Source organism: Anaeromyxobacter oryzae, assembly GCF_023169945.1.
Classification (GTDB): domain Bacteria; phylum Myxococcota; class Myxococcia; order Myxococcales; family Anaeromyxobacteraceae; genus Anaeromyxobacter; species Anaeromyxobacter oryzae.
This window is the reverse complement of record NZ_AP025591.1, coordinates 6,379,234-6,401,685: the sequence shown is the minus strand read 5'-3', so window position 1 is coordinate 6,401,685 and position 22,452 is coordinate 6,379,234. Positions and strand designations below refer to the sequence as shown.

19 protein-coding genes are annotated in these 22,452 nt (G+C 75.8%); 11 read left to right on the top strand and 8 right to left on the bottom strand.

The window, feature by feature from the left end; all coding sequences use genetic code 11:
• The first annotated feature begins 26 nt into the window (after positions 1-26).
• The 6 genes from AMOR_RS28155 to AMOR_RS28130 all read left to right on the top strand — a co-directional run bounded on the left by AMOR_RS28155 (position 27) and on the right by AMOR_RS28130 (position 5,038).
• Entirely contained in the window at positions 27-560 is a 534-nt protein-coding gene (locus AMOR_RS28155) for a hypothetical protein (RefSeq protein WP_248356960.1), read from the top strand.
• A gap of 74 nt (positions 561-634) precedes the next feature.
• Positions 635-1,840: an aminotransferase class I/II-fold pyridoxal phosphate-dependent enzyme gene (locus AMOR_RS28150; RefSeq protein WP_248356958.1), complete on the top strand. Its 1,206-nt coding sequence runs from the start codon at positions 635-637 to the stop codon at positions 1,838-1,840.
• Between the two features lie 2 nt (positions 1,841-1,842).
• The gene (gene thrC / locus AMOR_RS28145) at positions 1,843-3,201 is read left to right on the top strand and encodes a threonine synthase (protein WP_248356956.1); all 1,359 of its coding nucleotides are present in this window, start codon (positions 1,843-1,845) and stop codon (positions 3,199-3,201) included.
• A 12-nt stretch (positions 3,202-3,213) separates the two neighbouring features.
• Positions 3,214-3,591, top strand: a complete 378-nt coding sequence (locus AMOR_RS28140) for a hypothetical protein (RefSeq protein ID WP_248356954.1) — start codon at positions 3,214-3,216, stop codon at positions 3,589-3,591.
• The gene (gene tmk / locus AMOR_RS28135; RefSeq protein WP_248356948.1) at positions 3,588-4,250 is read left to right on the top strand and encodes a dTMP kinase; all 663 of its coding nucleotides are present in this window, start codon (positions 3,588-3,590) and stop codon (positions 4,248-4,250) included. Before AMOR_RS28140 ends, tmk begins: the two co-directional genes overlap by 4 nt.
• A 38-nt stretch (positions 4,251-4,288) precedes the next feature.
• Positions 4,289-5,038: a competence/damage-inducible protein A gene (locus tag AMOR_RS28130; protein WP_248356946.1), complete on the top strand. Its 750-nt coding sequence runs from the start codon at positions 4,289-4,291 to the stop codon at positions 5,036-5,038.
• 18 nt (positions 5,039-5,056) lie between these two features.
• Here AMOR_RS28130 and AMOR_RS29695 read toward each other — a convergent pair whose 3' ends face one another.
• Together AMOR_RS29695 and AMOR_RS28115 are read right to left on the bottom strand one after the other, a co-directional pair.
• On the bottom strand, positions 5,057-10,075 hold the full coding sequence (locus tag AMOR_RS29695) for a tetratricopeptide repeat protein (protein WP_263009831.1): 5,019 nt from the start codon (positions 10,073-10,075) through the stop codon (positions 5,057-5,059).
• Between the two features lie 99 nt (positions 10,076-10,174).
• A complete protein-coding gene (locus tag AMOR_RS28115; RefSeq protein ID WP_248356942.1) occupies positions 10,175-10,375 on the bottom strand; it encodes a hypothetical protein in 201 nt (66 codons plus the stop codon).
• Positions 10,376-10,427: 52 nt separating this feature from the next.
• On the opposite strand from AMOR_RS28115, the gene AMOR_RS28110 reads away from it, so the two are divergent.
• Positions 10,428-11,279 (top strand): c-type cytochrome, encoded by an 852-nt coding sequence (locus AMOR_RS28110; RefSeq protein ID WP_248356940.1) that lies wholly within the window; start codon positions 10,428-10,430, stop codon positions 11,277-11,279.
• A gap of 9 nt (positions 11,280-11,288) precedes the next feature.
• On the opposite strand, the gene AMOR_RS28105 is transcribed toward AMOR_RS28110, so the two are convergent.
• Complete coding sequence (locus tag AMOR_RS28105) at positions 11,289-11,684, bottom strand: hypothetical protein (RefSeq protein WP_248356938.1); 396 nt, start codon at positions 11,682-11,684, stop codon at positions 11,289-11,291.
• Between the two features lie 134 nt (positions 11,685-11,818).
• Here AMOR_RS28105 and AMOR_RS28100 point away from each other — a divergent pair, with 134 nt between their 5' ends.
• The gene (locus AMOR_RS28100) at positions 11,819-12,724 is read left to right on the top strand and encodes an acyl-CoA desaturase (RefSeq protein ID WP_248356937.1); all 906 of its coding nucleotides are present in this window, start codon (positions 11,819-11,821) and stop codon (positions 12,722-12,724) included.
• A gap of 7 nt (positions 12,725-12,731) precedes the next feature.
• Here AMOR_RS28100 and AMOR_RS28095 read toward each other — a convergent pair whose 3' ends face one another.
• Entirely contained in the window at positions 12,732-14,027 is a 1,296-nt protein-coding gene (locus AMOR_RS28095) for a lysophospholipid acyltransferase family protein (RefSeq protein WP_248356935.1), read from the bottom strand.
• Positions 14,028-14,099: 72 nt separating this feature from the next.
• On the opposite strand from AMOR_RS28095, the gene mutL reads away from it, so the two are divergent.
• From mutL to AMOR_RS28080, 3 genes are all read left to right on the top strand, one after another.
• On the top strand, positions 14,100-15,920 hold the full coding sequence (gene mutL, locus AMOR_RS28090; RefSeq protein WP_248356933.1) for a DNA mismatch repair endonuclease MutL: 1,821 nt from the start codon (positions 14,100-14,102) through the stop codon (positions 15,918-15,920).
• Positions 15,921-16,339: 419 nt separating this feature from the next.
• Positions 16,340-16,507: a hypothetical protein gene (locus AMOR_RS28085; RefSeq protein WP_248356929.1), complete on the top strand. Its 168-nt coding sequence runs from the start codon at positions 16,340-16,342 to the stop codon at positions 16,505-16,507.
• 108 nt (positions 16,508-16,615) lie between these two features.
• The gene (locus AMOR_RS28080; protein ID WP_248356921.1) at positions 16,616-17,146 is read left to right on the top strand and encodes a hypothetical protein; all 531 of its coding nucleotides are present in this window, start codon (positions 16,616-16,618) and stop codon (positions 17,144-17,146) included.
• Positions 17,147-17,154: 8 nt separating this feature from the next.
• Here the strand turns inward: AMOR_RS28080 and AMOR_RS28075 are convergent, their stop codons facing one another.
• From AMOR_RS28075 to AMOR_RS28060, 4 genes are read right to left on the bottom strand one after another with little or no spacing between them, the layout of a single operon-like run.
• Entirely contained in the window at positions 17,155-17,748 is a 594-nt protein-coding gene (locus AMOR_RS28075; protein ID WP_248356920.1) for a hypothetical protein, read from the bottom strand.
• Entirely contained in the window at positions 17,745-19,565 is a 1,821-nt protein-coding gene (locus tag AMOR_RS28070) for a sigma 54-interacting transcriptional regulator (RefSeq protein ID WP_248356919.1), read from the bottom strand. Before AMOR_RS28070 ends, AMOR_RS28075 begins: the two co-directional genes overlap by 4 nt.
• A complete protein-coding gene (locus AMOR_RS28065; RefSeq protein ID WP_248356912.1) occupies positions 19,565-20,422 on the bottom strand; it encodes a tetratricopeptide repeat protein in 858 nt (285 codons plus the stop codon). The genes AMOR_RS28070 and AMOR_RS28065 overlap by 1 nt, the downstream gene beginning before the upstream one ends.
• Entirely contained in the window at positions 20,419-22,239 is a 1,821-nt protein-coding gene (locus tag AMOR_RS28060; protein WP_248362630.1) for a serine/threonine-protein kinase, read from the bottom strand. The genes AMOR_RS28065 and AMOR_RS28060 overlap by 4 nt, the downstream gene beginning before the upstream one ends.
• Between the last annotated feature and the right edge of the window lie 213 nt (positions 22,240-22,452).

The window sequence follows — 22,452 nt, the reverse complement described above, 5'->3', positions numbered from 1 at the left end:
GGCGCGGCTGGGGTAGACTCGGCGCGATGATCGTCTGCCCCGTGTGCGAGCACGCCCAGCCCGAGGGCGCAGAGTGCGAGGTCTGCGGCAAGCGCTTCGGGCGCGCGGCGATCGCCGCGCCGGTGCCGCTGCTCGAGGGCCTCGAGACCACCTCGTACGACGGCGGCGGCGTCCCCGTCCCGACCCCGATCCCCGAGCTCGAGCCGACCCGGCACGGCCCCGCGGCGCTCGTCGTCGCGGATGCTCCGCCGGACGTCGAGCGGACCGCGGCCGCGCCCGTGGACGTCGACGCGGCGCCGCTGCCGGATCTGGAGCGGACGCGGGCCGAGCTCCCCGGGGACGGCCCCACGCCGCTCCCGGCCCAGGTGCTGTGCCGGTACTGCCGGACGCCGGCCGGACCGGGCGAGCGGATCTGCGGCCGCTGCGGGATGCGCCTCCCGGTGATCGCGGCCCCGCCGCGGGAGGCCGCCCAGGCCGCCGGTCCGCGCCTGTGCAGCTGCGGAGCGCCCGTCTCCGGCGCGCTCTGCCCCGCCTGCGGCGCCCGTTGCACGGGGGGCTGACGCTCGCGCCGGGCGGGCAGCCAGCTCGCCCCTTGCCAACCGCGGCCGCTCCCGGCAAATTGGCCCGTCCGTCCATGAAAACGTTCCACGACCCCGAGGTCTTCGCGCGCGTCAAGCGCCTGCCGCCGTACGTGTTCACCATCACCGACCGCCTCCGCGACGAGGCGATCGCGCGAGGGATCGACGTCGTCGACTTCTCGATGGGCAACCCCGACGGCGCGACGCCGAAGCGGATCGTCGACCGGCTCGAGGCCGCCGCACGCGAGCCGGGGCTCCACCGCTACCTGAACCCGCGCGGCGTCCCGGAGCTGCGCGCGGCCGCGGCGCGGTGGTTCAAGCGGCGCCACGACGTCACGCTCGATCCCGAGCGCGAGGTCCTCATCTCCATCGGGTCGAAGGAGGGCATCGGCCACGCGCTCGTGGCGATGCTGTCCGAGGGCGACGCGGTGCTCGCGCCCTCGCCGACCTACCCCATTCACGCGTACGGCGCGGTCCTCGCGGGCGCGGAGTCGATCCCGGTGCCGGTCGGCCCGGGGGTGGACTTCTTCGATTCCATCGTCGAGGCGACGGAGCGGGCGGAGCGGCGGCCGAAGGGCATCGTCGTGAACTTCCCCGGGAACCCGTCCACGGCGATCGCGACGCCGGAGCTGTTCGAGAAGATCGTCCGGTTCGCGGAGGCGCGCGACCTCTTCATCATCTCGGACCTCGCCTACTGCGACATCGTCTTCGACGGCGCCAAGGCCCCCTCGATGCTCGCCGTCCCGGGCGCCCGCGAGCGCACGCTCGAGTTCATGTCGCTCTCGAAGAGCTACAACATGCCCGGCTGGCGCGTCGGGTTCTGCGGCGGCAACGCGGCGCTCGTCGCCGCGGCGGCGCGCGTGAAGAGCTACCTGGACTACGGCCTCTTCGGCGCCGTTCAGGCGGCCGCGATCACCGCGCTGGACGAGTGCGACGACGAGGTCGCCGCGATCCGCCGGAAGTACCACCAGCGGCGCGACGCGCTCGTCCGGCACTTCGGCGCGGCCGGGTGGCAGATCCCGTCGCCCGCGGCGAGCATGTTCGCCTGGGCGCCCATCCCGGAGGCGTTCCGGTCCCTCGGCTCGCTCGAGTTCGCGAAGCGGCTCATCGACGAGGCGGGCGTTTGCGTCGCGCCGGGCATCGGCTTCGGGAAGGCGGGGGACGGCTTCGTCCGCATCGCCCTCATCGTCGACGAGCCCCGGATCCAGCTCGCGGCCGAGCGGATCGAGAAGTTCCTCAAGAAGGGTCCGGGGGGGAGGTAGCGATGCGAGCCCCCGTCCTCTCCGCCTGGTTCCGCTGCGCCGACGGCTGCGACTTCCGCGCCGCGCTGACGGAGGTCGTCTACTCGTGCCCGCGGTGCGGCGGGCTCCTCGAGGTGGAGCACGATCGCGCCGCGCTCGCGGGCCGGTCCGCCGCCGAGTGGAAGGCGCTGTTCGACGGCCGCTTCAAGCTCGGGGCCTGGCCGTACGGCTCCGGGGTCTGGGGCAAGAAGGAGTGGGTCTACCCTCAGCTCGCGGACGAGAACGTCGTCTCGATGTTCGAGGGCGGGAGCCCGCTCCTGAAGGTCGACCGCTACGCGCGGGAGATCGGCCTCGACGACGTCTGGCTGAAGGAGTGCGGCGTCACCCACACCGGGTCCTTCAAGGACCTCGGGATGACGGTCCTGGTGTCCGCGGTGAAGGAGATGCGGGCGCGCGGCGGCTCCGTGCGGGCGGTGGCGTGCGCGTCGACGGGCGACACCTCCGCGGCGCTCTCGGCGTACTGCGCGGCGGCGGGCATCCCGAGCGTGGTGCTCCTCCCGCGCGGCAAGATCTCCACCGCGCAGCTCGTGCAGCCCATCTCGAACGGCGCGCTCGTGCTCGAGCTCGACACCGACTTCGACGGCTGCATGGCGGTCGTGAAGCAGCTCTCGGAGACGAAGGACATCTACCTCGCGAACTCGATGAACTCCCTGCGCATCGAGGGGCAGAAGACCGCCTCCATCGAGATCGCGCAGCAGCTCGGGTGGACCTCGCCGGACTGGATCGTCATCCCGGGGGGGAACCTCGGGAACGCGAGCGCGGTGGGGAAGGGCTTCCTCCTCATGAAGGAGCTCGGGCTCGTCGATCGGCTCCCCCGCCTCGTCGTGGCGCAGGCCGAGAACGCGAACCCGCTCTGGCGCGCGACGAGCGGCGCGGGCGTGAGGCCGACCGCGGCGGTGAAGGTCGAGGCCGTCGCGGCGCGGAAGACGCTCGCCTCGGCGATCCAGATCGGCGCGCCGGTCTCGTCACGCCGCGCGCTCCGCGCGCTCGAGGCGCTCGACGGCCTCGTGGAGCAGGCGACCGAGCAGGAGCTCGCGGACGCCGCCGCGCGGGCGGATCGGGCCGGGATGTTCACCTGCCCCCACACCGGGGTCGCGCTCGCCGCGCTCGAGAAGCTCGCGGCCCGCGGCGTCGTGAAGAAGGGCGAGCGCGTCGTGGTGATCTCGACCGCCCACGGCCTCAAGTTCTCCGACTTCAAGGTCGGCTACCACGAGGGCACGCTGCCCGGCGTCGCGCCGGGGCTCCCGAACCCCGGGGTGAAGCTTCCGGCGACGCTGGGCGCGGTCCAGGACGCGATTGCCGCCCGCTTCGGACGGGGGTAGAAACGCCCGCGCATGAGCACCGCCCCGCAGCCCACCGCCGCCGATCCCGTCGCCCTCCGGGCGGAGCACGACGTCCTCGCGAAGCAGCTCGAGACGCGCCGCTCCATCGACGTCGCGCGGCGCGGCCTGTACCTCGTCTTCGCCGGCCTCATCGGCACCGGCACGAGCATCGCGCTCGCGTGGGATCGCTGGGGCAGGCTCAAGCCCGGCGTGGTCCGGAAGGTCACCGGCCAGCGGCCGCTCTTCCTGTACCTGGCCATGGTCGTCACCGTCGTCCTCCTCGCCCTCGCGGTCCGCGCCCTCGCGCGGGCGCGCCGGCTCATGCGCGAGGAGGACGCGCTCTTCTCCCGGTACCGCGCGATCCGGGAGGTCCTGAGGCTGGATCCGTGACGCGGCGGGGGAGGGGGGCCTCCGGCGCGAAGGATCGGCAGGGTCGGCTCCTCGTCGTGGAGGGGCTCGACGGCGCCGGGACGACCACGCAGGCGCGCCTCCTCGGCGAGCGGCTCCGCGCCGCCGGCCGCACCGCGCACGTCACTGCCGAGCCCTCCGGCGGACCCGCCGGCGCCCTGATCCGGCAGGTGCTGTCGAGGCGCGTCACGGGCCGGGACGGCCGCGCCTTCGACGCGCGCGCGCTCGCGCTGCTCTTCGCCGCGGATCGCCTCGATCACCACGCCGACGAGATCGCCCCGAAGCTCTCCCGCGGCGTGGACGTGGTGTCGGATCGCTTCACGCTGTCGTCGCTCGCGTACCAGGGCGCGGCGCTCGGCGACATGGCCTGGGTGGCGGAGATCAACCGCGCCGCCCCGTCTCCCGACCTGACCGTGTTCCTGCGTGTCTCGCCCAGGGTCGCGCTGCCCCGCCGCCGCGCGGCGACCCTCGATCGCGAGATCTTCGAGGTGGACGCGTTCCAGCGGCGGGTCGCGGCGAGCTACGAGCGCGCGCTCGAGGTGCGGCGCGCCGCGGGCGATCGCATCGCGGAGATCGACGGGTCGCGCCCCGTCGAGGCGGTCGCCGACGCGGTCTGGGCAGCCGTGTCGTCCCTCGATTAGGACGGAAGGGAGCGCGCCGCTGGGCGCGCGGAGCGAGCATGGCCGAGACGCCCACCGCCGCCCTCGTCGTGATCGGAAGCGAGGTCCTCTCCGCGAAGGTGCAGGACGAGAACGGCCCCTACGCGGCCCTCCGGCTGCGCGCGCTCGGCGTCCAGCTCGTCGGGATCCACACGGTCCCGGACCGCGAGGAGGACATCGCGACCTCGCTCGACGTCCTCCGTCGCCGCGTGGACTGGTGCTTCACCTCCGGCGGGGTCGGCCCGACGCACGACGACATCACCCCGCGCGCGGTGGCCCGCGCCCTGGGCCGGCGCGTCGCGCGGTCGCAGGCGCTCGCGGAGTCGATCCGGGCGCTGCACCGCGCCCACCACGGCGGCGAGGAGCCGCCCGAGGCCGCGCTCCGCATGGCGGATGTGCCGGAGGGGACGCGGCTCCTGGGCGATCCGGGATACCCGACGCTCGCGGTGGAGAACGTCGTGATGCTCCCCGGCGTGCCGCGGTTCTTCCGGCACCAGCTCGACGCGATCGCGCCGCTGCTGCAGGCTCCGCCCTGGCGGCTCGCCTCCGTGTTCGTCGCGGTCGGCGAGGAGCGCTTCGCGCCCGCGCTCGATCGGGTCGTCGCGGCGCACCCCGCGGTGGAGATCGGGAGCTACCCGCGGTTCGACGCGACGGACCACCGGGTGAAGCTCACGGTGGAGTCGAAGGAGCTCGCCGCGGTCCAGGCGGCGCTCGCGGCGCTGCTCGAGGCGCTTCCGCCCGGCAGCGTGGTGCGGGTCGAGGGGCCCTGACGCGGACGCCGCCGTCGCTCAGGCGATCGCGACGCGCAGCCGCTGCCGCAGCACGAAGTGGGCCTCGCTCGCGGCGAACGCGAGGAGCGCGAGCGCGTCGGGGCACGCGCGGACCGCCGCGAGCCGTTCCGCGGTCGCCGCGGGGGCCGCCGTCGTGCCCCGCTCGTCCCGGAGCAGCAGGGCGATGGCGGTGGGCACGTCGCCGCAGAGCACGAGGCCGGCGCGGTCGGCAGTGGCGGCCGCCGCTTCCCGCCAGGCGCCGACGTCCGGCGCGGGGCGGAGCTGGGCGAGCGCGCGGGCGGGCTCCTCGAGGGCCTTCCGGGCGCGCCGCGGGAGCATCCGTCCCAGGAGACGGACGAGGTCCTCCGCGGGCCGCCCGGTTCCGGCGTACCCGGGCACGATCTGCCAGACCGCCGCCGCGACGCCCTCGCCTAGCGCCGCGGGCGGGACGGCGTCCGCGACGGCGCTGCGCGCCCGAAGCCTCGCGGCGACGCGGCCGAGCAGGAACCGCTGCTCGCGGGCGGTGGTCCGGCGCACGAGATCGGCGCCCACGAGGACCGCGGGCGGCGTCCCAGGCTCGATCGCGAGCCGCCCGAGGGGCGCCGCGTGGACCTCGGGCTCGCTGGCGCCCAGGCTGCGGGCGAGGTCGGCGAGGAGGCGGCGGAAGGGATGGTCCTCGCGGACGGGCGCGCCGCGGGCGGCGGCGGGCTCGAGCAGCGCCGCGGCGAGCACGTCGCCGACCACCGCCATGACGTCGGCGAGCGGCCCGCCATCGCCGGGCGCCCGGAGCGTCTCCCAGTCCGCCGCGGGGAGCGGCGGGGGCGCGGCGAGCGTCTGGCGATCGCCCTCGAGCAGCAGCCGCTCGGCGCCGGCGGCCGGGAGAGGCGCGCCGAGCCAGCGGAGGACCGTCGCGGCGACGTAGGCGCGGTCGTGGGCGCGCGTCCGGTCGAACAGCCGGTACAGCGCGCTCCAGCTCGCGTCGCGGAGGGGGTCCCGCGCGAGCAGCCGGCGGTGCGCGTCGATGGCGAGCGCGGGGGCGGTCTCCTCGGAGGTCTCGGCGAGCAGCGCCAGGACGTCCTCGCGGTCCGGGGCGGCCTCGAGGGCGGCGCGGAGGTGCTCGAGGCCCTTCGCGCGGCTCCGGAGCTCCCCGGCGTGGAGCCGCGCCGCCGCGAGGTGGGCGTCGGCCCGGAGCGCCGGATCCCGCGCAGCGATCGCGGCGGTCTCGAGCGCCGCGGCCAGCATCGGCACGTCGCCCCGGCGCTCCTCGACGGAGACGAGGAGCCGGAGCGCGAGCGGGTGGCCCGGGTCGAGGTCGAGGATGCGCCGGCACGTCGCGGCCGCGGCGTCGAGCTCCGGCCCGGCCGCCTCGAGGTCCGCGAGCCCGGCCAGGTGGTCCAGGTGCGCGTCGCGCGGCAGACCGGGCAGCGCGACGAGCCGGCGGAGCGCGGCGATGGCGGCCTCCCGGTCTCCGCCGTCGCGATGGATCCGCGCGATCCGGGCGAGCGCCTCGGCCTGGTCCGGCGCGAGCGCGAGCGCCCCCTCGAGGTGGCGCCGGGCGCGGTCGGGGTCGCCGAGCGCCTCGTGGCACAGGGCGGCGGCCTCCAGGTGGAGCGCGACGTTTCCGCCGGTCTCGCCCCCCGCGGCGAGGCACGCCTCGAGGTCCAGGACCGCCTCGGCCGCACGGCCGGCCTCCGCCCGCAGCCGGGCGCGGAGCTCGAGCGCGGGCCCGTGCGCCGGGGACACCTCGAGCGCGCGATCGAGCGCGGCGAGCGCCTCGTCCCGCCCGACACCGCTCCCGCCCCGGAGCGCGGCGCGGGCGGCCGCGAGCCAGGCGTCGGCGGCGCGAGCGGGATCGGGCTCGGCGCGGGCGCGGGCCGCGAGCAGCGCGGCCACCTCGTCGCCGCCGGCGTGGCCGGACGCCGCGAGGAGCGCCTCGAGGCGCGCGACGGGCGCGCGGCTGCGCGGGTCCCGCTCCGCGGCCCGGCGGCAGTCGCTGGCGGCGCCCTCGAGGTCCGCGAACCGCTGCTCGGCGACGGCGCTCGCCTCGAGCCACGCCGCGGCCGCCTCGTGCGGATCCTGGAGGGCCGCGCCCTCGGCCTGGAGCGTCGCCCGGACCGCGCCCCAGTCGCCGCGTCGGACGAACAGCGCGCGGGCGGAGCGGAGCGCCGCGAGGTGGGAGGGCGAGTCCGCGAGCGCCGCCTGGAACGCCGCGAGGGCGCGCTCCGGGGCGCCGGCCCGTTCCCACGCCTCGCCGGCGCGGACGGCCCAGGAGGCGCGCGACGGCCGGTCGGACGCGGTCGCACGGCGCGCCTCGCAGAACGCGGCGAGGGCGGCGTGCTGGCCGGCCTCCCGGAGCCGGCGCTCCTCCTCGGCCGCGAGCACGGGATCGTCGGGCGCGAGCGCCGCGGCCTCCGAGAGGGCCGCCCGGCGGAGCCCCGCGGGGCGCCGATCGACGGCGGCCGCCGCGAGGAGGGCGGCGGAGGCCGCCGGGACCGTGGCCGCCGCGGCGAGCCCGGCGCGGGCGCGGGAGCGGCCCTCGGGATCCATCGCGAGCCGGAGCGCGAGGAGCAGGGAGGCCGGGTTCCCCGGGGCCGCTCGCGCGAGCGCGTCCGCGGCACGGCGGGCGGCGGCCGGGTCCGCCATCCGGTCCGCCTCGAGCCGGGCGAGCGCGAGGAGCCGCTCGCCGGCGCCGGGGGTCGCGTCGTCGACGGCGGCGGCGCGCCGGAGCGCGGCGAGGGCGTCGCGCCGGCCGGCGTCGGCGTGGAGCCGGTCCAGCGCGCGGCGCGCGGGCTCGAACGCGGGATCGGCGCGCAGCGCCTCGTCGTAGGCCTCGGCGGCGCGCTCGGGATCCCGGAGGCGCTCCTCGCAGATCGCCGCTGCCTCCGCGAGGGCCGCGGCCCGCTCCTCGGGCGCGAGGCGGACCGACGCCTGCGCGCGCAGGTTCTCGACGAGGCTCTCTTCGTCGCCGCGCGCCCGGTAGAGCCGCGCGAGCGCGTGCAGCGCCGGGAGGTGCGCCGGCGCGAGCGTGAGGACCTCGCGGTACGCGGCGACGGCGTCGTCGCTGCGCCCGAGCCGCCGCTCGAGCAGCTCGCCGGCGCGCATCACCAGCTCCGCCGCCTGATCGGGATCCGGAGCGGCGTCCGCCTCGGCGCGGAACATCTCCGCGAGCGCTTCCCAGCGGCCCGCGCGCGCATGCAGGCGCCCCAGCGCGCGGAGCGCCGGGAGGTGGTCCGGCGCCGCGACGCGGACGTCCTCCCATGCGACCCGGGCGGGCTCCGGATCCTCCACGTGCTCGTCGAGGACCTCGGCCCGGCGCTGGAGGAGCGACACGCGCCGCCGCGGATCGACGGCGACCGCCGCCTCGCGCGCGAGCACCTCCGCGAGCTCCTCCCACCGCCCGAGGCGCGTCAGGGCCGACGACAGGGCGGGGAGGGCGACCCGGCTCTCCGGGGCGAGCGCGAGGATCCGGCGGTAGAGCTCCGCCGCGCCGGCGAGGTCGCCGAGCCGCTCCTCCCGGAGGCGCGCGATCCGGAACAGGTGCGCGGCCGCCTCCGCGGGCGAGTCGAGCCGCGGCGCGTCCTCCTCGAGGAGCGCGCACAGAGGCCCCCACTGGCCCTCGCGCTCCAGGATCCGCTCCAGGGCCGCGCGCGCAGGGAGGAGGTCCGGGTCGACCCGGAGCGCCTCGCGAAGCAGGGCGGTCGCGTCCGCGGCGCGACCGAGCCGCTCGTCGAGGACCTCGGCGGCCTTGAACGTGCGCTGCGCGCGATCCCGGGGATCCCGGGCGGCGGTCGCCTCCGCCTCGAACGCGGCGAGCAGGCCTTCCCAGTCGCCGGCGCGCGCGCAGAGCCGGCCCAGCGCGGTGAGCGCGGACCGGTTCAGCGGATCGAGCGCGACGACCTCGCGGCAGCAGCGGATCGCCTCCCCGGCGCGCCCGAGCCGCTCCTCCTCGATCTCGGCGCGCCGGAGCTTCGCCGCGACCGTCTCGCGGAGGTGCCCCGCCGCCCGCCGCGCCAGGTGGGCCGCCGCGAGCGCCTCGAGGACCGCCGCCGCCTCCTCCCATTCGCCGCGCGCCTCGCGGAGCCGCGCGAGCTCACCGAGGACGACGGGGTCGTCCGGGCTGCCGGCGCGGGCGCGATCGAGCGCGACGACTGCGGCGTCGGTCCGGCCGAGCCGCTCCTCGACGCGCGCGAGCGCCTGGAACGCGCGGGCGGCGGCGGCGCCGGTGGCGGACTCTGCCTCCGCCCGCAGGATCTGCGCGAGCGGCTCGCCCGGCCCGAGCCGCTCGGCGTGCCGCCGCGCGGTGGCCCGGACGAACGGGTCGTCCGGGACCAGCTCGAAGGCCTCGAGGGCGAGGGGGGCGGCGCGCTCGGGCGCCTCGAGCGCGTCCTCGAGGAGCGCCGCGGCGGCCGAGAGGTAGTGCGCCGACAGGAGGCGGTCGCCGGCGGCGCGCGCGCAGCGCACGTACGCGTCGGCGAGGGCGGCGCGATCGCCCGAGGCGGCGGCAGCGCGCGCAGACTCCTCGGCGATCGCGAACGCCTCCGGCGCGAGCGCGGCGGCGCGGGCCAGGGCGTCGCCGGCCGCGCCCTCCTGCCCGAGCGCCGCGAGGAGGCGGCCGCGGAGGAGCAGGAGCGCCGCCCGGGCAGCGGGGTCGGTCGTCGCGGCGGCCTCGGCGTCCAGCACCTCGGCGGCGAGCGCGTCGTCGCCGAGGTCCATCGCGAGGCGGCGGGCGGTCCGGAGGTTCGGGAGGAAGGCCGGGTCGCGGGCGAAGGCGCGCCGGTGGAACTCGAGCGCGGCGGCGGGGTCCCCGAGCCGCTCCTCGTAGATCCGGCCCGCCTCGAAGAGCAGCTCCGCCGTGGCGGGGTGCGCGCCGAGGGCGAGCGCCTCGCGCTCGTAGCCCGCAGCGACGGACACCCAGTCCATCGCGTCGCCCGGCGCCGGCGGCACCGCGTCGATGCGCGACGCCAGCTCGCCGGCGATGGAGTCGGCACCGCCGCCGGCGTCGCCCGGGGGCGGCCAGAGGGAGTCGGCTTCGGGCATACCGGGTCCGACCTCCCGTCCTCGTCGCCGGGCCGCTCGGTGCGACGCGGACGGCGGGACGTCATCCGAACGGGCCGCAGCGGCGCCGCGGCAGGCGCGCTACAGGTCGAAGCGGTCGATCTTGCCGGCCTTCTGCAGGATCTCGAGCGCGCCCTTCGTCGCCGCCTCCTTGTCGTTGCCCTGGAGCTTCACGACGAGTGGTGCGGCAGACGGGACCACGACCGACACGGCCCACGTGTCACCGAGATCCTTGTCGACGTTCACCCGGCATTCCATGCTTCCGACGAACGCGCGTGCCATGCTGGATCGCTCCATGGTGAAGGGGACCGGGAAGATAGCCCAAAGGCGGCTCATGAAAAAGTCCAGCGCAGCGCTCCTCCTCGCGATTCTCTCCTGCTCGAGCGGCCCCCGCCTCCCGAGCGGACCGCCCCGCGGCGACACGGTCGTCGAGGTCAGCGGCGCGGTGAAGGGCGGCCCGTTCCGGCTCGGGAAGGCGGACCTCGACGCGCTGCCGCGGGGCAAGGTGGAGGGGACCGACCCCGTCACCGGCCGCGCCGCGACATGGGAGGGGCCGCAGCTCACCCAGCTCGCCTACGGCCGCGTCGAGCTGACGAAGGGCGCCGACACCGCCGTCGTCCGGACCGCGGATCGGCGCGCCGTCCCGATCCCGTTCAGCCAGATCCGGACGTTCCGGCCGGTCCTCGCGGACCGCGCCGACGGCGTGCCGCTCCCGGATCGCGTCGTCGCGTGGCCCACCGGCGCGCAGCGGGGGCTGCTCACCGATCCGCGGGCGAGGCTCTGGTGGGCGCGGGGCGTCGTCGCGATCGAGATCGTGAACTCGTTCACGACCTACGGCCGCGCGCTCGCCGTCCCGGACGGCGCCCCCGAGGGCGCCCGCCCCGGCGCCGACCTCTTCGGCGCCCTGTGCATCGCCTGCCACCGCCTGCGGAAGGCCGGCGGCGAGGCCGGCCCCGACCTGACGCGGATCGCCGACCGGATCGCGCCGGACGCCTTCTTCGCCATGCTCGCGAAGCACCCCGGCTGGACGGACGCCACGGGGGAAGCCCGCGCCGACGGAGGCGCCCGCCAGCTCTGGGCGTTCCTCCGGTCCGTCGCCGCGGTCGAGGCCGGCGCGGCGGAGCCGCCCGAGCAGCCGCCCGAGAAGGAGCGGGGCGGCGACCGGCATGGGTACCCGGCACGCTGAGCTCGCCGGTCAGACCGTCCAGATGTAGCCGATGCGGACGCCCACGAGCTCGGCGATCTGCTTCGCGACCGTCCGGCCGTCGCGCCCCGCGACCCACCGCGGGATGACGACGTGGAACTCGCCGCCGGTGAGCTCGGCGGCCGACGCGAAGAGCTGCCAGCGGCTCGCCACCTCCTCCAGCGTCACGGGGCCAGGCGAGAGCACGTCGAGGAAGATCGGCTTCGGCGCCTCGCAGAACAGGCACGGGCGGTGATCGCGCATCGCGCCGTGGATCACCTCCGGCGCCTCCCAGCCCGGCAGGTCGGCCCGGACACCCGCATAGCCGGCGAGGGGGAGCGTCTCGGCCATGAGGCGGATGAACGCCTCCTTGTGCACGTCGGTTCGGGTCTCGACCGTCTCGAGCATGTCCCCTCCCTCGTCGGGGCGACCGCCACCGACCCGTCTCCCGGTGCCGCTCCTCCCTTCCAAGGGTGGTGCTCGCGCGGTCGGCCTGCATCCCCTGCCGCTCGCGGCGCGTCCTGGGCGGCGATGACCCGCCCATGACGGCGGGACGGCAGGTGTCACCGATGACCCGCGCCCCGAACCCCGACCGCGTGAGCTGGCTCGCTTCGGTCCCGTTCCTCGCCGCCCACGCGGTCGCGTTCGCGACCCCATTCCTGGCGCCGTTCGCGTGGCGCTGGCTCCTCCTCGCCGCCGCGCTGTACGCCGTCCGGCTCTTCGCCATCACCGCCGGCTATCACCGGTACTTCTCGCATCGGTCGTACCGCACCTCGCGCGCCTTCCAGCTCGTGCTCGCCGTGATCGCCACGACCGCCACGCAGAAGGGACCCCTCTGGTGGGCCGCGCACCACCGGGACCACCACCGTCACTCGGACGCGCCGGACGACGTGCACTCGCCGCTCGAGGGCGGGTTCTGGTGGAGTCACGTGGGCTGGATCCTCTCGCGCCGCCACGACGAGACGAAGCTCGATCGCGTGAGGGACCTCGCGCGCTACCCGGAGCTCGTGTGGCTGAACCGGTTCCACCTCGTCCCGCCGATCGCGCTCGCGGCGCTCCTCCTCGTCGCGGGCGGGTGGCCGGCGCTGCTCTGGGGCTACTTCGTCTCGACGGTCGCGCTCTGGCACGGCACGTTCGCCATCAACTCGCTGGCGCACGTGGTGGGGGGGCGCCGGTACGAGACCGGCGACGGATCGCGGAACAGCCTCGTGCTCGCGCTCCTCACCTTCGGTGAGGGCTGGCACAACAACCACCACTTCTACTCCGCGAGCGCGCGGCAGGGCTTCTTCTGGTGGGAGGTGGACGTGTCCTGGTACGCGCTCCGGGCGCTCTCGGCGGCCCGGATCGTGTGGGATCTCCGGGCGCCGCCGCCGCAGGTCCGGCTCGCCCACCTGCGCGTGGAGCGCGTGGCGGCGCCGGATGCGCTGCCCGCCGCGGAGCCCGGGTAGCTCGCGTCTACAGGAACACCGAGGTCCGCGCCGCGACGTCCTCGTCGAGCATCTCCTGCAGCGTGGCGCGGATCCGCTCGGCGAGCCGGTTCACGGTGGCGGGGTCGCCCGCCGCGGCGGGGCCGAGGGCGCGAACCTCGACCGGCTCGCCGAAGCGCAGCGTCCAGCGCGTGGGGAGCGGCAGGAACGCGGCGGCGCCGACCCGGAGCGCCGGGCTCGCGGACAGGAGCGGAACGCCGAGCCGCTCGGCGAGCCAGCCGGTCCGCGAGATCCCCGGCGAGGCCTCCTCGCTGCCGACGATGGCGCAGGGGACGATCGTGGCGCCGGTGCGGAGCGCGATCTTCACGAACCCGCCGCGCCCGAAGTGCTGGATGCGGTAGCGGTCGCGCCAGGCCTTGTGAGCCCCGGCGCTCCCCTCCGGAAAGACGCCGAGCACCGCGCCGTCCCGCAGCAGCCGCTCGGCCGCCTCCGGCGTGGCGCGCACGGCGCCGAGCCGCACCGCGAGACCGCCGATCACCGCCGCGTCCACCTCTCGATCGTCGAGCAGCGGGCGCAGGTCCCGCCGCGCCGGGTGGTCGCGGCGCAGCGCGTGCCGGAGGACGAGAGCGTCCCAGGGGACGTACCCGGCGTGGTTCGCGACGACGATCGCGGGGCCCTCGGCGGGGACGTGCTCGATGCCCCGCACCGTCGTGCGCCACCAGCTCGCATAGAGGAGCTCGATCACGGGGGCGGCGCGCTCGACCAGGCGCGGGTCCATGCCGAACCGGTCGAGCCGGTCCGGCGGCTCGAGCAGCCGCGCCACGTCCGCCAGGCCGCCGAGCCGCTCCCGGAGCGCCGGCAGGAGCCGCGCCACCGTCTCGCGCAGCTCGTGCGCTCCGGCGGTGACGCCGGTCCGCGCGGCGAGGGCGGCGAGGCGCTCCTCCGCGCCGTCGAGAGCAGCCTCGACCTTGCGCTCGACCTCCGCGAGGCGGGCCTCGGCGCGGCGGGCTGCGGAGTCGGGCGGGGGGGTCGGGGTCGGGGTGAGTCCGCCCTCTCCCCCCGCGCGAGCGGGTGGAGAGGGCCGGGGTGAGGGGGCCCCGCTCGCGCTCGCGGGCGGCACCTTCACCTCGGCGATCGCGGGCGAAACCGACGCGGGCGACCGCGACTTCGCCACGGCGGTCCGCGGCGCTGCACCACGCGTGAACGGATCGTTCCCGAGCACCGGGCGCACGGCGGCGCGCGCGGGCGCCGGCCTCGCCTTCGCCTTCTTCTTTCGGCCCGTCCCGCCCGCCACCCGAACCGTATAGACGTGGCGCGGCGCCATCGTCAAACGCTCACGCGGGGGACGGGCCGGGTCCGGCTGCGCGGGCCCTGCCGTCGTGGTACGACCGCGGCCATGGCGCGCATCCAGGTGCTGCCCCCCGGCCTCGTGAACCAGATCGCCGCCGGCGAGGTCGTGGAGCGGCCGGCGTCGGTCGTGAAGGAGCTCGTCGAGAACGCCCTCGACGCCGGCGCGCGGGCCATCTCCGTGGACGTGGAGGACGGCGGGCTGTCCCTGGTCCGCGTGGCGGACGACGGATCCGGGATGGACCGCGAGGACGCGCTCCTCGCGCTGGAGCGGCACGCGACCTCGAAGCTGCGCGACGCGGATGGGCTCGCGGCGATCGCGACGATGGGCTTCCGGGGCGAGGCGATCCCGGCGATCGCCTCGGTGTCGCGCTTCCGCGTCGACACCGCCCCCGCGGACGACGGGGCCGGCACGCGCATCGACGTGGAGGGGGGCGCGCTCGGCGACGTGGCCGCGGTGGCGAGGCCCCGCGGGACCACCATCGAGGTGCGGGAGCTCTTCTTCAACACGCCCGCCCGCCGGAAGTTCATGCGCGCCCCGGCGACGGAGGCGGGGCACGTGACGGAGGCGGTCATCCGCCTCGCCCTGGCGCGCCCTGAGGTCTCGTTCAACCTCCGCTCCGCGTCGCGCCTGGTGCTCGCGGCGCGCGCCGGGGCCGGCCTCGCCGATCGCGCCGCGCAGGCGCTCGGGCGGGAGGCGCACCGGCACCTGGTCCCCGTCGACGCGCGCCGCGGCGACGTGCGCGTTCACGGTGTGGTGTGCTCGCCCGACCACTCCGAGGCGACCGGGCGATCGCTCTACCTGTTCGTGAATGGCCGTTACGTGCGCGACCGCGGCGCCGCGCACGCGGTGCTCCGTGCGTTCGCCGGGACACTCCCGCCCGGTCGCCACCCGGCCGGCGTCCTGTTCGTGGACCTTCCGCTCGGCCGCGTCGACGTGAACGTCCACCCGCAGAAGCTCGAGGTCCGGTTCGCGGAAGGGCGCGAGGTGTACGACGCGATCTTCCACGCGATCGCCGGAACCCTGCGGACCACGCCGTGGCTCCGCCGACCGGTCCCGGCGGCCGGCGCAGGGCTCTCCGCGCCTCCCGGCGCCTCGGCGGAGCCGCCGTCCGACGGCGTGCTCGGCCCGGAGAGCCCGCGCGCAGGCGAGGAGGCCGCGGCGGTGCTGGCGTGGTCCCGCGCGACCCCGGACGCGGCGGCGACGGAGCGCGGCGCCACCGGAGCGTCCGAGCGGTTCGCGTTCCCGATCGTGGACGCGGAGGGCGGCGCGCGACCTGCGGGGTACTTCGCTTCCCTCAGGTACGTCGGCCAGCACGCCCGGACCTACCTCCTCTGCGAGGCTCCGGGGGGATCCCTCGTCGTGATCGACCAGCACGCGAGCCACGAGCGCATGCTGTTCCACCGGCTCCGCGAGGCGTTCCGGACGCGCCGCATCCCCGTGCAGCCGTTCCTGCTGCCGCAGGTCGTCACGCTGCAGGCCGCCGTCGCGCGCGCCCTCGAGGGCGGTCTCGAGGAGCTCGGCCGGCTGGGTTTCGACGTGGAGCCGTTCGGCGGCGACAGCTTCGCGGTGAAGGGCGCGCCGGCGGCCCTCTCCGGCGTCGATCTCACGGCGCTGCTCGGCGATCTCGCCGCGCAGCTCGAGCAGCTCGAGCGGACGAGCGCGGTGGATGACGCGTTCCACGACCTGCTCGCCACGATGGCCTGCCACGCCGCGGTCCGCGCGAACCAGGACCTCGCGGCGGAGGAGGCGCGCGCGCTCCTCGACGGCCTGGACGCCATCGACTTCAAGGCCCGGTGCCCTCACGGCCGCCCGGTGGTGTTCGAGCTGCCGCTGGCCGACCTGGAGCGGCGGGTGGGGCGGCGCTGAGGGAGGGGGAAAGGGCTGCTCTCGGCGCGGCGTGGTGTCGTTCCGAGATGCGGATCCGGACCGCGCCGAGAGCTTCCCAGTCTCGATAGGCGCGCCGCCCTGGCCTGGGGGGGGTGGCTGGGCTGCAGCGCCGCTCGCGAGGGCCGACTTCGCAATCGACGTGCCGCTCCACGGATCGCTTCAGAGTGGACGCATCTGGCCGATTTTACTGCGCTCGGCCGGTCGGACCCTGCCGGAGCGTTTCATCGGTGCACGGTCCATTTCAGGTCTGAAAGGTTTTCCGGCCCAGCCGGAGCCTGTAATTCCTGGTGGTCGCGGCGGGAAGGAACGACCGCCCACGGTGACGGTTCGGCGACCGGCCGAGCACGGCGGGCCCCGGATCACACGGAATCTTTTCCGACGCCGCCGCGGCACCGCGTATGCAGAAGCCAGGAGACGTGCAGGGGACGATCACCAGCAAGGACGTGTTCCTCCACTCCTTCACGATCCTCCGGCTCTGGGGGCCGGCGGTCTACCTCCGCTGCCTCCGCGCGATCGCGAGCCGCCGGCGCTGCACCTTCCTCGGCGTCCTCGCCGAGGAGCGCTGAGGGCCGCTCTTCCCCAGCGCCGCGCCCCGTCCAGCGCCACGATGACCGGCACGGAGGCGCCGCACGCCGCGGTGGACGGCCCACCGTCCGTGTGGCACCGTCCCGCGCGTGACGCCGCGAGATCCTCGCTACCGCCCGTTTCGCATCGGGCTCTGGGCGCTCTACTTCGGCGTCATCGTCTTCGCGCTCGCCGTGGTGATGACGAGCATCGTCCGGCATCTGCGCGGGCCGCACCGCCCGCCGGCGACCGGTGCGCTCCCCACGCGCGCCGCGCTCCGCGTCTGCGTCGCCGATCTCGAGGCGCTCAACCACGAGCAGAACCAGCGCGCGTGGCGCCTCGGCGACGACGTAGGGGAGGGCGACGCGATCGCCCGCTGGGAGACGTGGGCGCGCGAGTGGGAGCAGCGGGTCGACGATCTCTCGGATCGCTGCCGCCTCGACGCGGGCGATCCGGATCCGCAGGGGTTCGGCGGTCGCCAGGAGCTCGCGCGCGCTCGCGACGCGGTGCTCGCGCTGCACCGCGCCTATCGCGCCCAGGTGAACCGGTTCGCCCAGGAGGAGGCGAACCTCGCCCGCGGCGCGCGGCGCGACCTGGACGCCGCGCGCGAGGCGGTGAGCCGCCCGCCGGAGCGGCACTAGCTCCAGCTCTAGGGGCAGGTCACCGTGGCGTTCGGCGCGACGTTCACGAACGTCCACCGGTACGTCTGGATCTCGAACTGCCCCGTCGACGTGTGAGCCGGGGTGCGGTTCGGCTCGGGGACGTCCGCGCTCGCGTCGAAGCCGTTCGAGACGACGAGCTCGACGACGTGAACCACTCCGGGCGCCTGCCGGTCGAGGCCGCCCGCGAGCTCGTCCGGCACCGGGTAGCCGTACGGGCGGAAGTGGAAGCGCGGCACCGCGCGCGTCAGCACCGTCGGGTCCGGATCGGGCGGCACCGCGGTGATGCCGCTCGTGTTCTGGATCGCGTAGCGGCTGGGCTCGGTGGTCTTGTAGTCGACGAACCACCGCGCCTCGACGGTGACGGTGTCCTGGTAGAAGATCGTGGCGTCGAGGTCGAGCGTCGGCTCGGTCGCGCAGCCCGCGGGCACGGGGATCAACGACTCCACGCCGCGCGTCGTGCTCGCGGCGAGGATCCGCGGCGGTGTCACGGTCCCGGCCGGATAGTCCGGGAGCGGCTGCGGCAGGGGACAGCCCGCCAGCAGGAGGGTGGCGGCGAGTCCCACGACGAGGTTGCGGCTCACGGCGCCTCCCCCTCGTCCGGCGGCGGCGGCTGGCCGCGCCGCTCCGCCTCGAGCTTCTCGAGATGCCGGAAGATGGTGCGCGGGTCGACCCCGAGGTCCTTCGCCGTCTTGGTCCGGTTGCCCGCGTTCCGCTCCAGCACCTCGTTGATGTAGCGCTTCTGGAACTCCTCCTTCGCCTGCGCGAGCGGGAGGATCGGCTCCAGGATCTCCGGCCTGAGGTCGAGATCCTCGGCCGAGACGAGGGCCCGGTCCGCGAGCACCACCGCCTTCTTCACCCGGTTCTCGAGCTCCCGGATGTTGCCCGGCCAGGCGTACTTCCGCATCGCCACGAGGGCGCTCGGGGTGAACCCGCGCACCTTGGCGCCGAACTCCTTCCCGTACTTCTGCAGGAAGTACTTGCCGAGGACCAGGGTGTCCTCGCCGCGATCCCGGAGCGGCGGCAGCTGGATCGCCACGACGTTCAGCCGGTAGTAGAGGTCCTCGCGGAAGGTGCCCTTCTTGATCTCTTCCTCCAGGACGCGGTTCGTGGCGGCGACCACCCGGAGATCGACGGGCTCGGGGCGCGTGTCGCCGACCTTCGTGACCGCCCGCTCCTGCAGCGCGCGCAGGATCTTCACCTGGAGCGCGAGCGGCATGTCGCCGATCTCGTCCAGGAACAGCGTGCCGCCGTGGGCCGCCTGGAACTTCCCCATCCGCGTCGCGACCGCCCCGGTGAACGCGCCTTTCACGTGCCCGAACAGCTCGGACTCGAGGAGCGACTCGGGGATCGCGCCGCAGTTCACGGCGACGAACGGACCGTTCGCGCGGCCCGACCGCCGGTGGATCTCCCGCGCGACGACCTCCTTGCCCGTCCCGGTCTCGCCCGAGACGAGCACTGAGATGTCGGTCGCAGCCACCTTCTCGATGCGCCGGTACACCTCGCGCATCGAGGCGCCCGCGCCGATGAGGTCGCCGTACTGCTTCGACGAGACCGCCTCCTTCAGCGTCAGGTTCTCGCGCCGGAGGCCGTCGAGCAGGATCGCGTTCTGCACCAGCAGCGAGGCCTGCGCGGCGAACACGGTGAGCGCCTCGAGCGCCTTCTCGTCGAAGAGCGAGACGACGTTGTCGTTCCCGAGGTAGATGACGCCGAACACGTCGCCCTTCTGCATGAGGGGGGCGCACATCACGGAGCAGAGCTTCAGGTTCACGACGGAGGAGGAGCCGGACCACTCGCGATCGTGGAGCGCGTCCGCGACCACGATCGGCCGGCGCGTCTGCACGACGCGCGCGATGATCGAGTCCGACACCCGGTCCACCGCGCCCTCGATGGTCTCCCGCGCGACGTTCCGCGCGGCGCGGACGCTCATCTCGCCGTCCTCGAGGAGGATCAGGAAGCCCTTGTCGGCCTGGGTCACCTCGAGGAGGGCGTCCATGAGCTCGTCGAGGAGCCGCGCGAGATCCGTCGCCCCGAGCAGGCGCTCCGAGAACCGGACGAGCGTCTCGAGCGCCAGGAGCCGCTGCCCCGACTGCGGCCGCGCCGTGACGACGGAGCGGGGGGCGGGATCGAAGAACAGCTCGGTCGCGGCCACCCGGATCCGGTCCCCGGGCGCGAGGCGCCAGGCCGTGCGCCGCTTCCCGTTCACGGTCATGTCCGCGCGCTCGTGCGCGGCGGCGTTGTAGTCGCGTCCGTCGAAGTGGATGTGGAGCGCCGTCGCCGGGAGGCCCGGGTCCGCCACGGGCACGTCGTTCTCTACGTCCCGCCCGACGCTGGTGATGCGCTTCACGAGCGCGACCTCGCGCTCGCTGCCGTCCGGCCCCTTCACGATGAGCGTCGCCACTAGAAGCTCCACTCGAGCTTGAGCGATCCGCCCGTCAGCTGGCCAGTGGGCGTCATCTCCGTCTCGACGATGGGGACGAAGTACTTGTGCGCGTCCCAGACCCCGTAGGCGTACAGCGCCCAGAAGAGCCCGGCGGACACGTACTTCACGGCCTCGACGTTGCCCAGCAGGCGGCGGTCGGAGTCGGTGTACGGCGGGTTCGAGCAGCCGGGCTGCCCGGACACGCAGGTGCGCGCCGCGTCCTTCGCGATCTGGTTGTGCACGAGGATGGCGGTGATGTTCACGAGGCCCATCGCGATCTGGCCCGCCGCGATCGCGGTGCCCTTCGCGCGCTGGCCGTTCTGGAACTGGCCGGCGCCGAGCGGCATCCAGTTGAAGAGGTACAGCCGCTCCTGGACGCGGACGACCTTCGTGGGCGGCCCGGTCCGGGCGGCCTCCTCCGCGAGGAGCCGGCGCTTGGCGTCGTCCGCGAGGCGTTGCTGCTGGCGGAGCGCCCGCCGGCGCTCCCGGAGCGGCGCGAGCGCGGGCTCGTGCTCCTTCTTCACGCGGTCGAAGAACTCGACGATGGGCGGAGGCACGAGGAACGGGTCGAGCGCGTAGTCCGGATCGTAGGAGAGCAGGTTCACGAACGCGGCGCGCGCCTGGGGCAGATCGCCGAGGTGGTACTCGGAGATGCCGAGCATCCGGTACGCGTCGACCGCCTCGTCGTCCGTGAGGTCGGGCTCGCCGGCGAGGAGGTGCCGGAGCGCGCCGGCCGCGTCGGCGTAGGCGCCGAACTCGAAGCGATCCTTGGCGCGCTTCAGCTCGGCCGGTGCCGCGAGGGCGAGGCCGAGGAGGACCAGCGGGACGATGTTCACGGACGGTCCTCCGACTGCGGCGACGCGACGATGACCTCGTTGCCCGCGCGCAGCTTCACGATCACCGTGCGCGCCGGCAGGCCCTCGAGCTCGAGGCCGATGCGCGCGGCGGCCTCGTACGGATTGTCGCCGCCGGCCGGAACGGTGACCGCGAACGGCGTGCGCTGGGACTCGCCGGCCGTGCCGAGCAGGCGGCCCTCGACGTAGACGCGCGTGGCGGGATCGCCCTCGACGCGCAGGCGCGCGGGGCGCGGCTCGAGCGGGACCCGCAGCTCCCCCAGCCGGGAAGCCTCCTCGGCCGTGATCTGCTTCACGAACGGCGCGCAGCAGGCGTGCTCGATCTGGATCACGTGCGTGCCGGGGCCGAGCTCGAAGCGCACGAGCTGCTCGCCGCGCGCGACCTCGACGCCGTCCAGGAGCGCCCGCTGCGCGTAGGGGCGGACGTGCACCGCGAGCGCGGCGTGCGCGAGGGCCGGGGCGGCGCCGCCGCCGCGCGGGGGCGCGGCCGAGGGCGCGGGCGCCGGCGGGCGCGCCGCCACCGCCTCCGTCCCGCCTCCGCCCTCGGGCGGCGCGGGCGCGGGCGCTGCCTCGGACGGCGGCGCCGCGGGCGGGGCCGTCACGGGCGGCGGGCCGGCGATCGGCGGGGGCGCCGTCTCGTGCGGGGCGGGCGTCCGCGCGGGCGGCGGCGCGCGCGTCACGAACGCGTACACGCCCGCTCCGGCGATCCCGAGGGCGGCGGTCGCGGCTGAGGTCCACGCGAGCGTCCGGCGGAGGCGACGGCGCCGGGCGAGGCGCGCGAGCTTCGCCGGCACGTCCGGGTTGGCCGGATCGATGGCGAGGACGCGGTTGTAGTACCCGAGCGCGCGGGCGGTGGCTCCGGCGGCCAGGGCCGCGTCGCCGAGCGCTCCGAGCGTCGCGATGGCGCGCGCCGGGAACGCGGCCTTGAAGCCGGCCGGATCCCGGAGCAGCGCCTGGAGCGCCTCGCCGGGCCGCTCCACGCCGACCTCCGCCAGGATCCGGTCCAGCGCGTCCCGGACCTCCGCCGCGCTCGCCGGCCGCCGCGCCGGATCGAGCTGGAGGCAGCGCGTCACGAGGTCCGCGAGCGCGTCGGGCACGCGGGGCTCCGCCGCCCGGGGATCCTCGAAGTCGCCCTGGAGAACGCGCCGGAGGATCGCGGTCGGGTTCGGCGCCGCGAACGGGAGCTTCCCGGTCGCGAGCCAGTACAGGATGGTGCCGAGCGAGAAGAGGTCGCTCCGGGCGTCGGCGTCCTTCCCTTCGACGATCTCCGGCGCCATGTGGTGCGGCGAGCCGACGAGCGCGCCGGTCATCGTCATCCGCTCGTCGGAGGCGAGGATACGTGCGATCCCGAAGTCGGCGAGCTTCACCGCGGGCGGCTCGTCCTCGTGCACGAGGACGTTCTCGGGCTTGAGATCGCGGTGGATGACGCCCGCGGAGTGCGCGTGGACGAGGGCGTCCGCGAGCGCGCGTCCGACGAGCATGCCGACCTCCGGGTAGCCGAACCCCACGTCGGCCGCCCACGCGCGCAGCGTGCGGCCGCGGACGAACTCCGTGACGAGGTAGCTCTCGACCGCGGCGTCTCCCGCGTAGTCGTAGATCTCGACGATGCCCGGGTGCGAGAGGCGCGCGACGGCGCGCGCCTCGCGGGAGAAGCGGGCGCGGGACTCGGCGGCCGACGCGAGGTGCGGGTGGAGCAGCTTCACCGCGACCTCACGATCGAGCGCGGTGTCGCGGCCCCGGTACACGACGGCCATGCCGCCGCTCCCGACCTGCTCGAGCAGCTCGTAGCGGCCCAGCATCCGGATCACCGCGCCGTCCCCCCATCGTGCCGAGTCCCTCCGGGGCGCCCGGGGAGCGCAGCCGCGTCACGTACGTCTCCGCACATCAGAAGAGCCTCTGCAGTCGGCCAGGCGGCAGCGTCGGATCGCGACACGGGTGGCGGGCCGGAAGCCGCCACTATGACACGGCTGCCCCGCTGCGGCCACTTTACGATCGCTTGTCGCGGCGACCCC

What these genes read in the sequence shown, in the direction of transcription:
- mutL (WP_248356933.1), top strand. Translation starts at nt 14,100, where the DNA reads ATGGCGCGCATCCAGGTGCTGCCCCCCGGCCTCGTGAACCAGATCGCC.
- AMOR_RS28155 (WP_248356960.1), top strand. Translation starts at nt 27, where the DNA reads ATGATCGTCTGCCCCGTGTGCGAGCACGCCCAGCCCGAGGGCGCAGAG.
- AMOR_RS28085 (WP_248356929.1), top strand. Translation starts at nt 16,340, where the DNA reads ATGCAGAAGCCAGGAGACGTGCAGGGGACGATCACCAGCAAGGACGTG.
- AMOR_RS28130 (WP_248356946.1), top strand. Translation starts at nt 4,289, where the DNA reads ATGGCCGAGACGCCCACCGCCGCCCTCGTCGTGATCGGAAGCGAGGTC.
- AMOR_RS28095 (WP_248356935.1), bottom strand. Translation starts at nt 14,027, where the DNA reads ATGGCGCCGCGCCACGTCTATACGGTTCGGGTGGCGGGCGGGACGGGC.
- AMOR_RS28110 (WP_248356940.1), top strand. Translation starts at nt 10,428, where the DNA reads ATGAAAAAGTCCAGCGCAGCGCTCCTCCTCGCGATTCTCTCCTGCTCG.
- AMOR_RS28100 (WP_248356937.1), top strand. Translation starts at nt 11,819, where the DNA reads ATGACGGCGGGACGGCAGGTGTCACCGATGACCCGCGCCCCGAACCCC.
- AMOR_RS28060 (WP_248362630.1), bottom strand. Translation starts at nt 22,239, where the DNA reads ATGCTGGGCCGCTACGAGCTGCTCGAGCAGGTCGGGAGCGGCGGCATG.
- AMOR_RS28150 (WP_248356958.1), top strand. Translation starts at nt 635, where the DNA reads ATGAAAACGTTCCACGACCCCGAGGTCTTCGCGCGCGTCAAGCGCCTG.
- AMOR_RS28140 (WP_248356954.1), top strand. Translation starts at nt 3,214, where the DNA reads ATGAGCACCGCCCCGCAGCCCACCGCCGCCGATCCCGTCGCCCTCCGG.
- AMOR_RS28105 (WP_248356938.1), bottom strand. Translation starts at nt 11,684, where the DNA reads ATGCTCGAGACGGTCGAGACCCGAACCGACGTGCACAAGGAGGCGTTC.
- AMOR_RS28115 (WP_248356942.1), bottom strand. Translation starts at nt 10,375, where the DNA reads ATGGCACGCGCGTTCGTCGGAAGCATGGAATGCCGGGTGAACGTCGAC.
- thrC (WP_248356956.1), top strand. Translation starts at nt 1,843, where the DNA reads ATGCGAGCCCCCGTCCTCTCCGCCTGGTTCCGCTGCGCCGACGGCTGC.
- AMOR_RS29695 (WP_263009831.1), bottom strand. Translation starts at nt 10,075, where the DNA reads ATGCCCGAAGCCGACTCCCTCTGGCCGCCCCCGGGCGACGCCGGCGGC.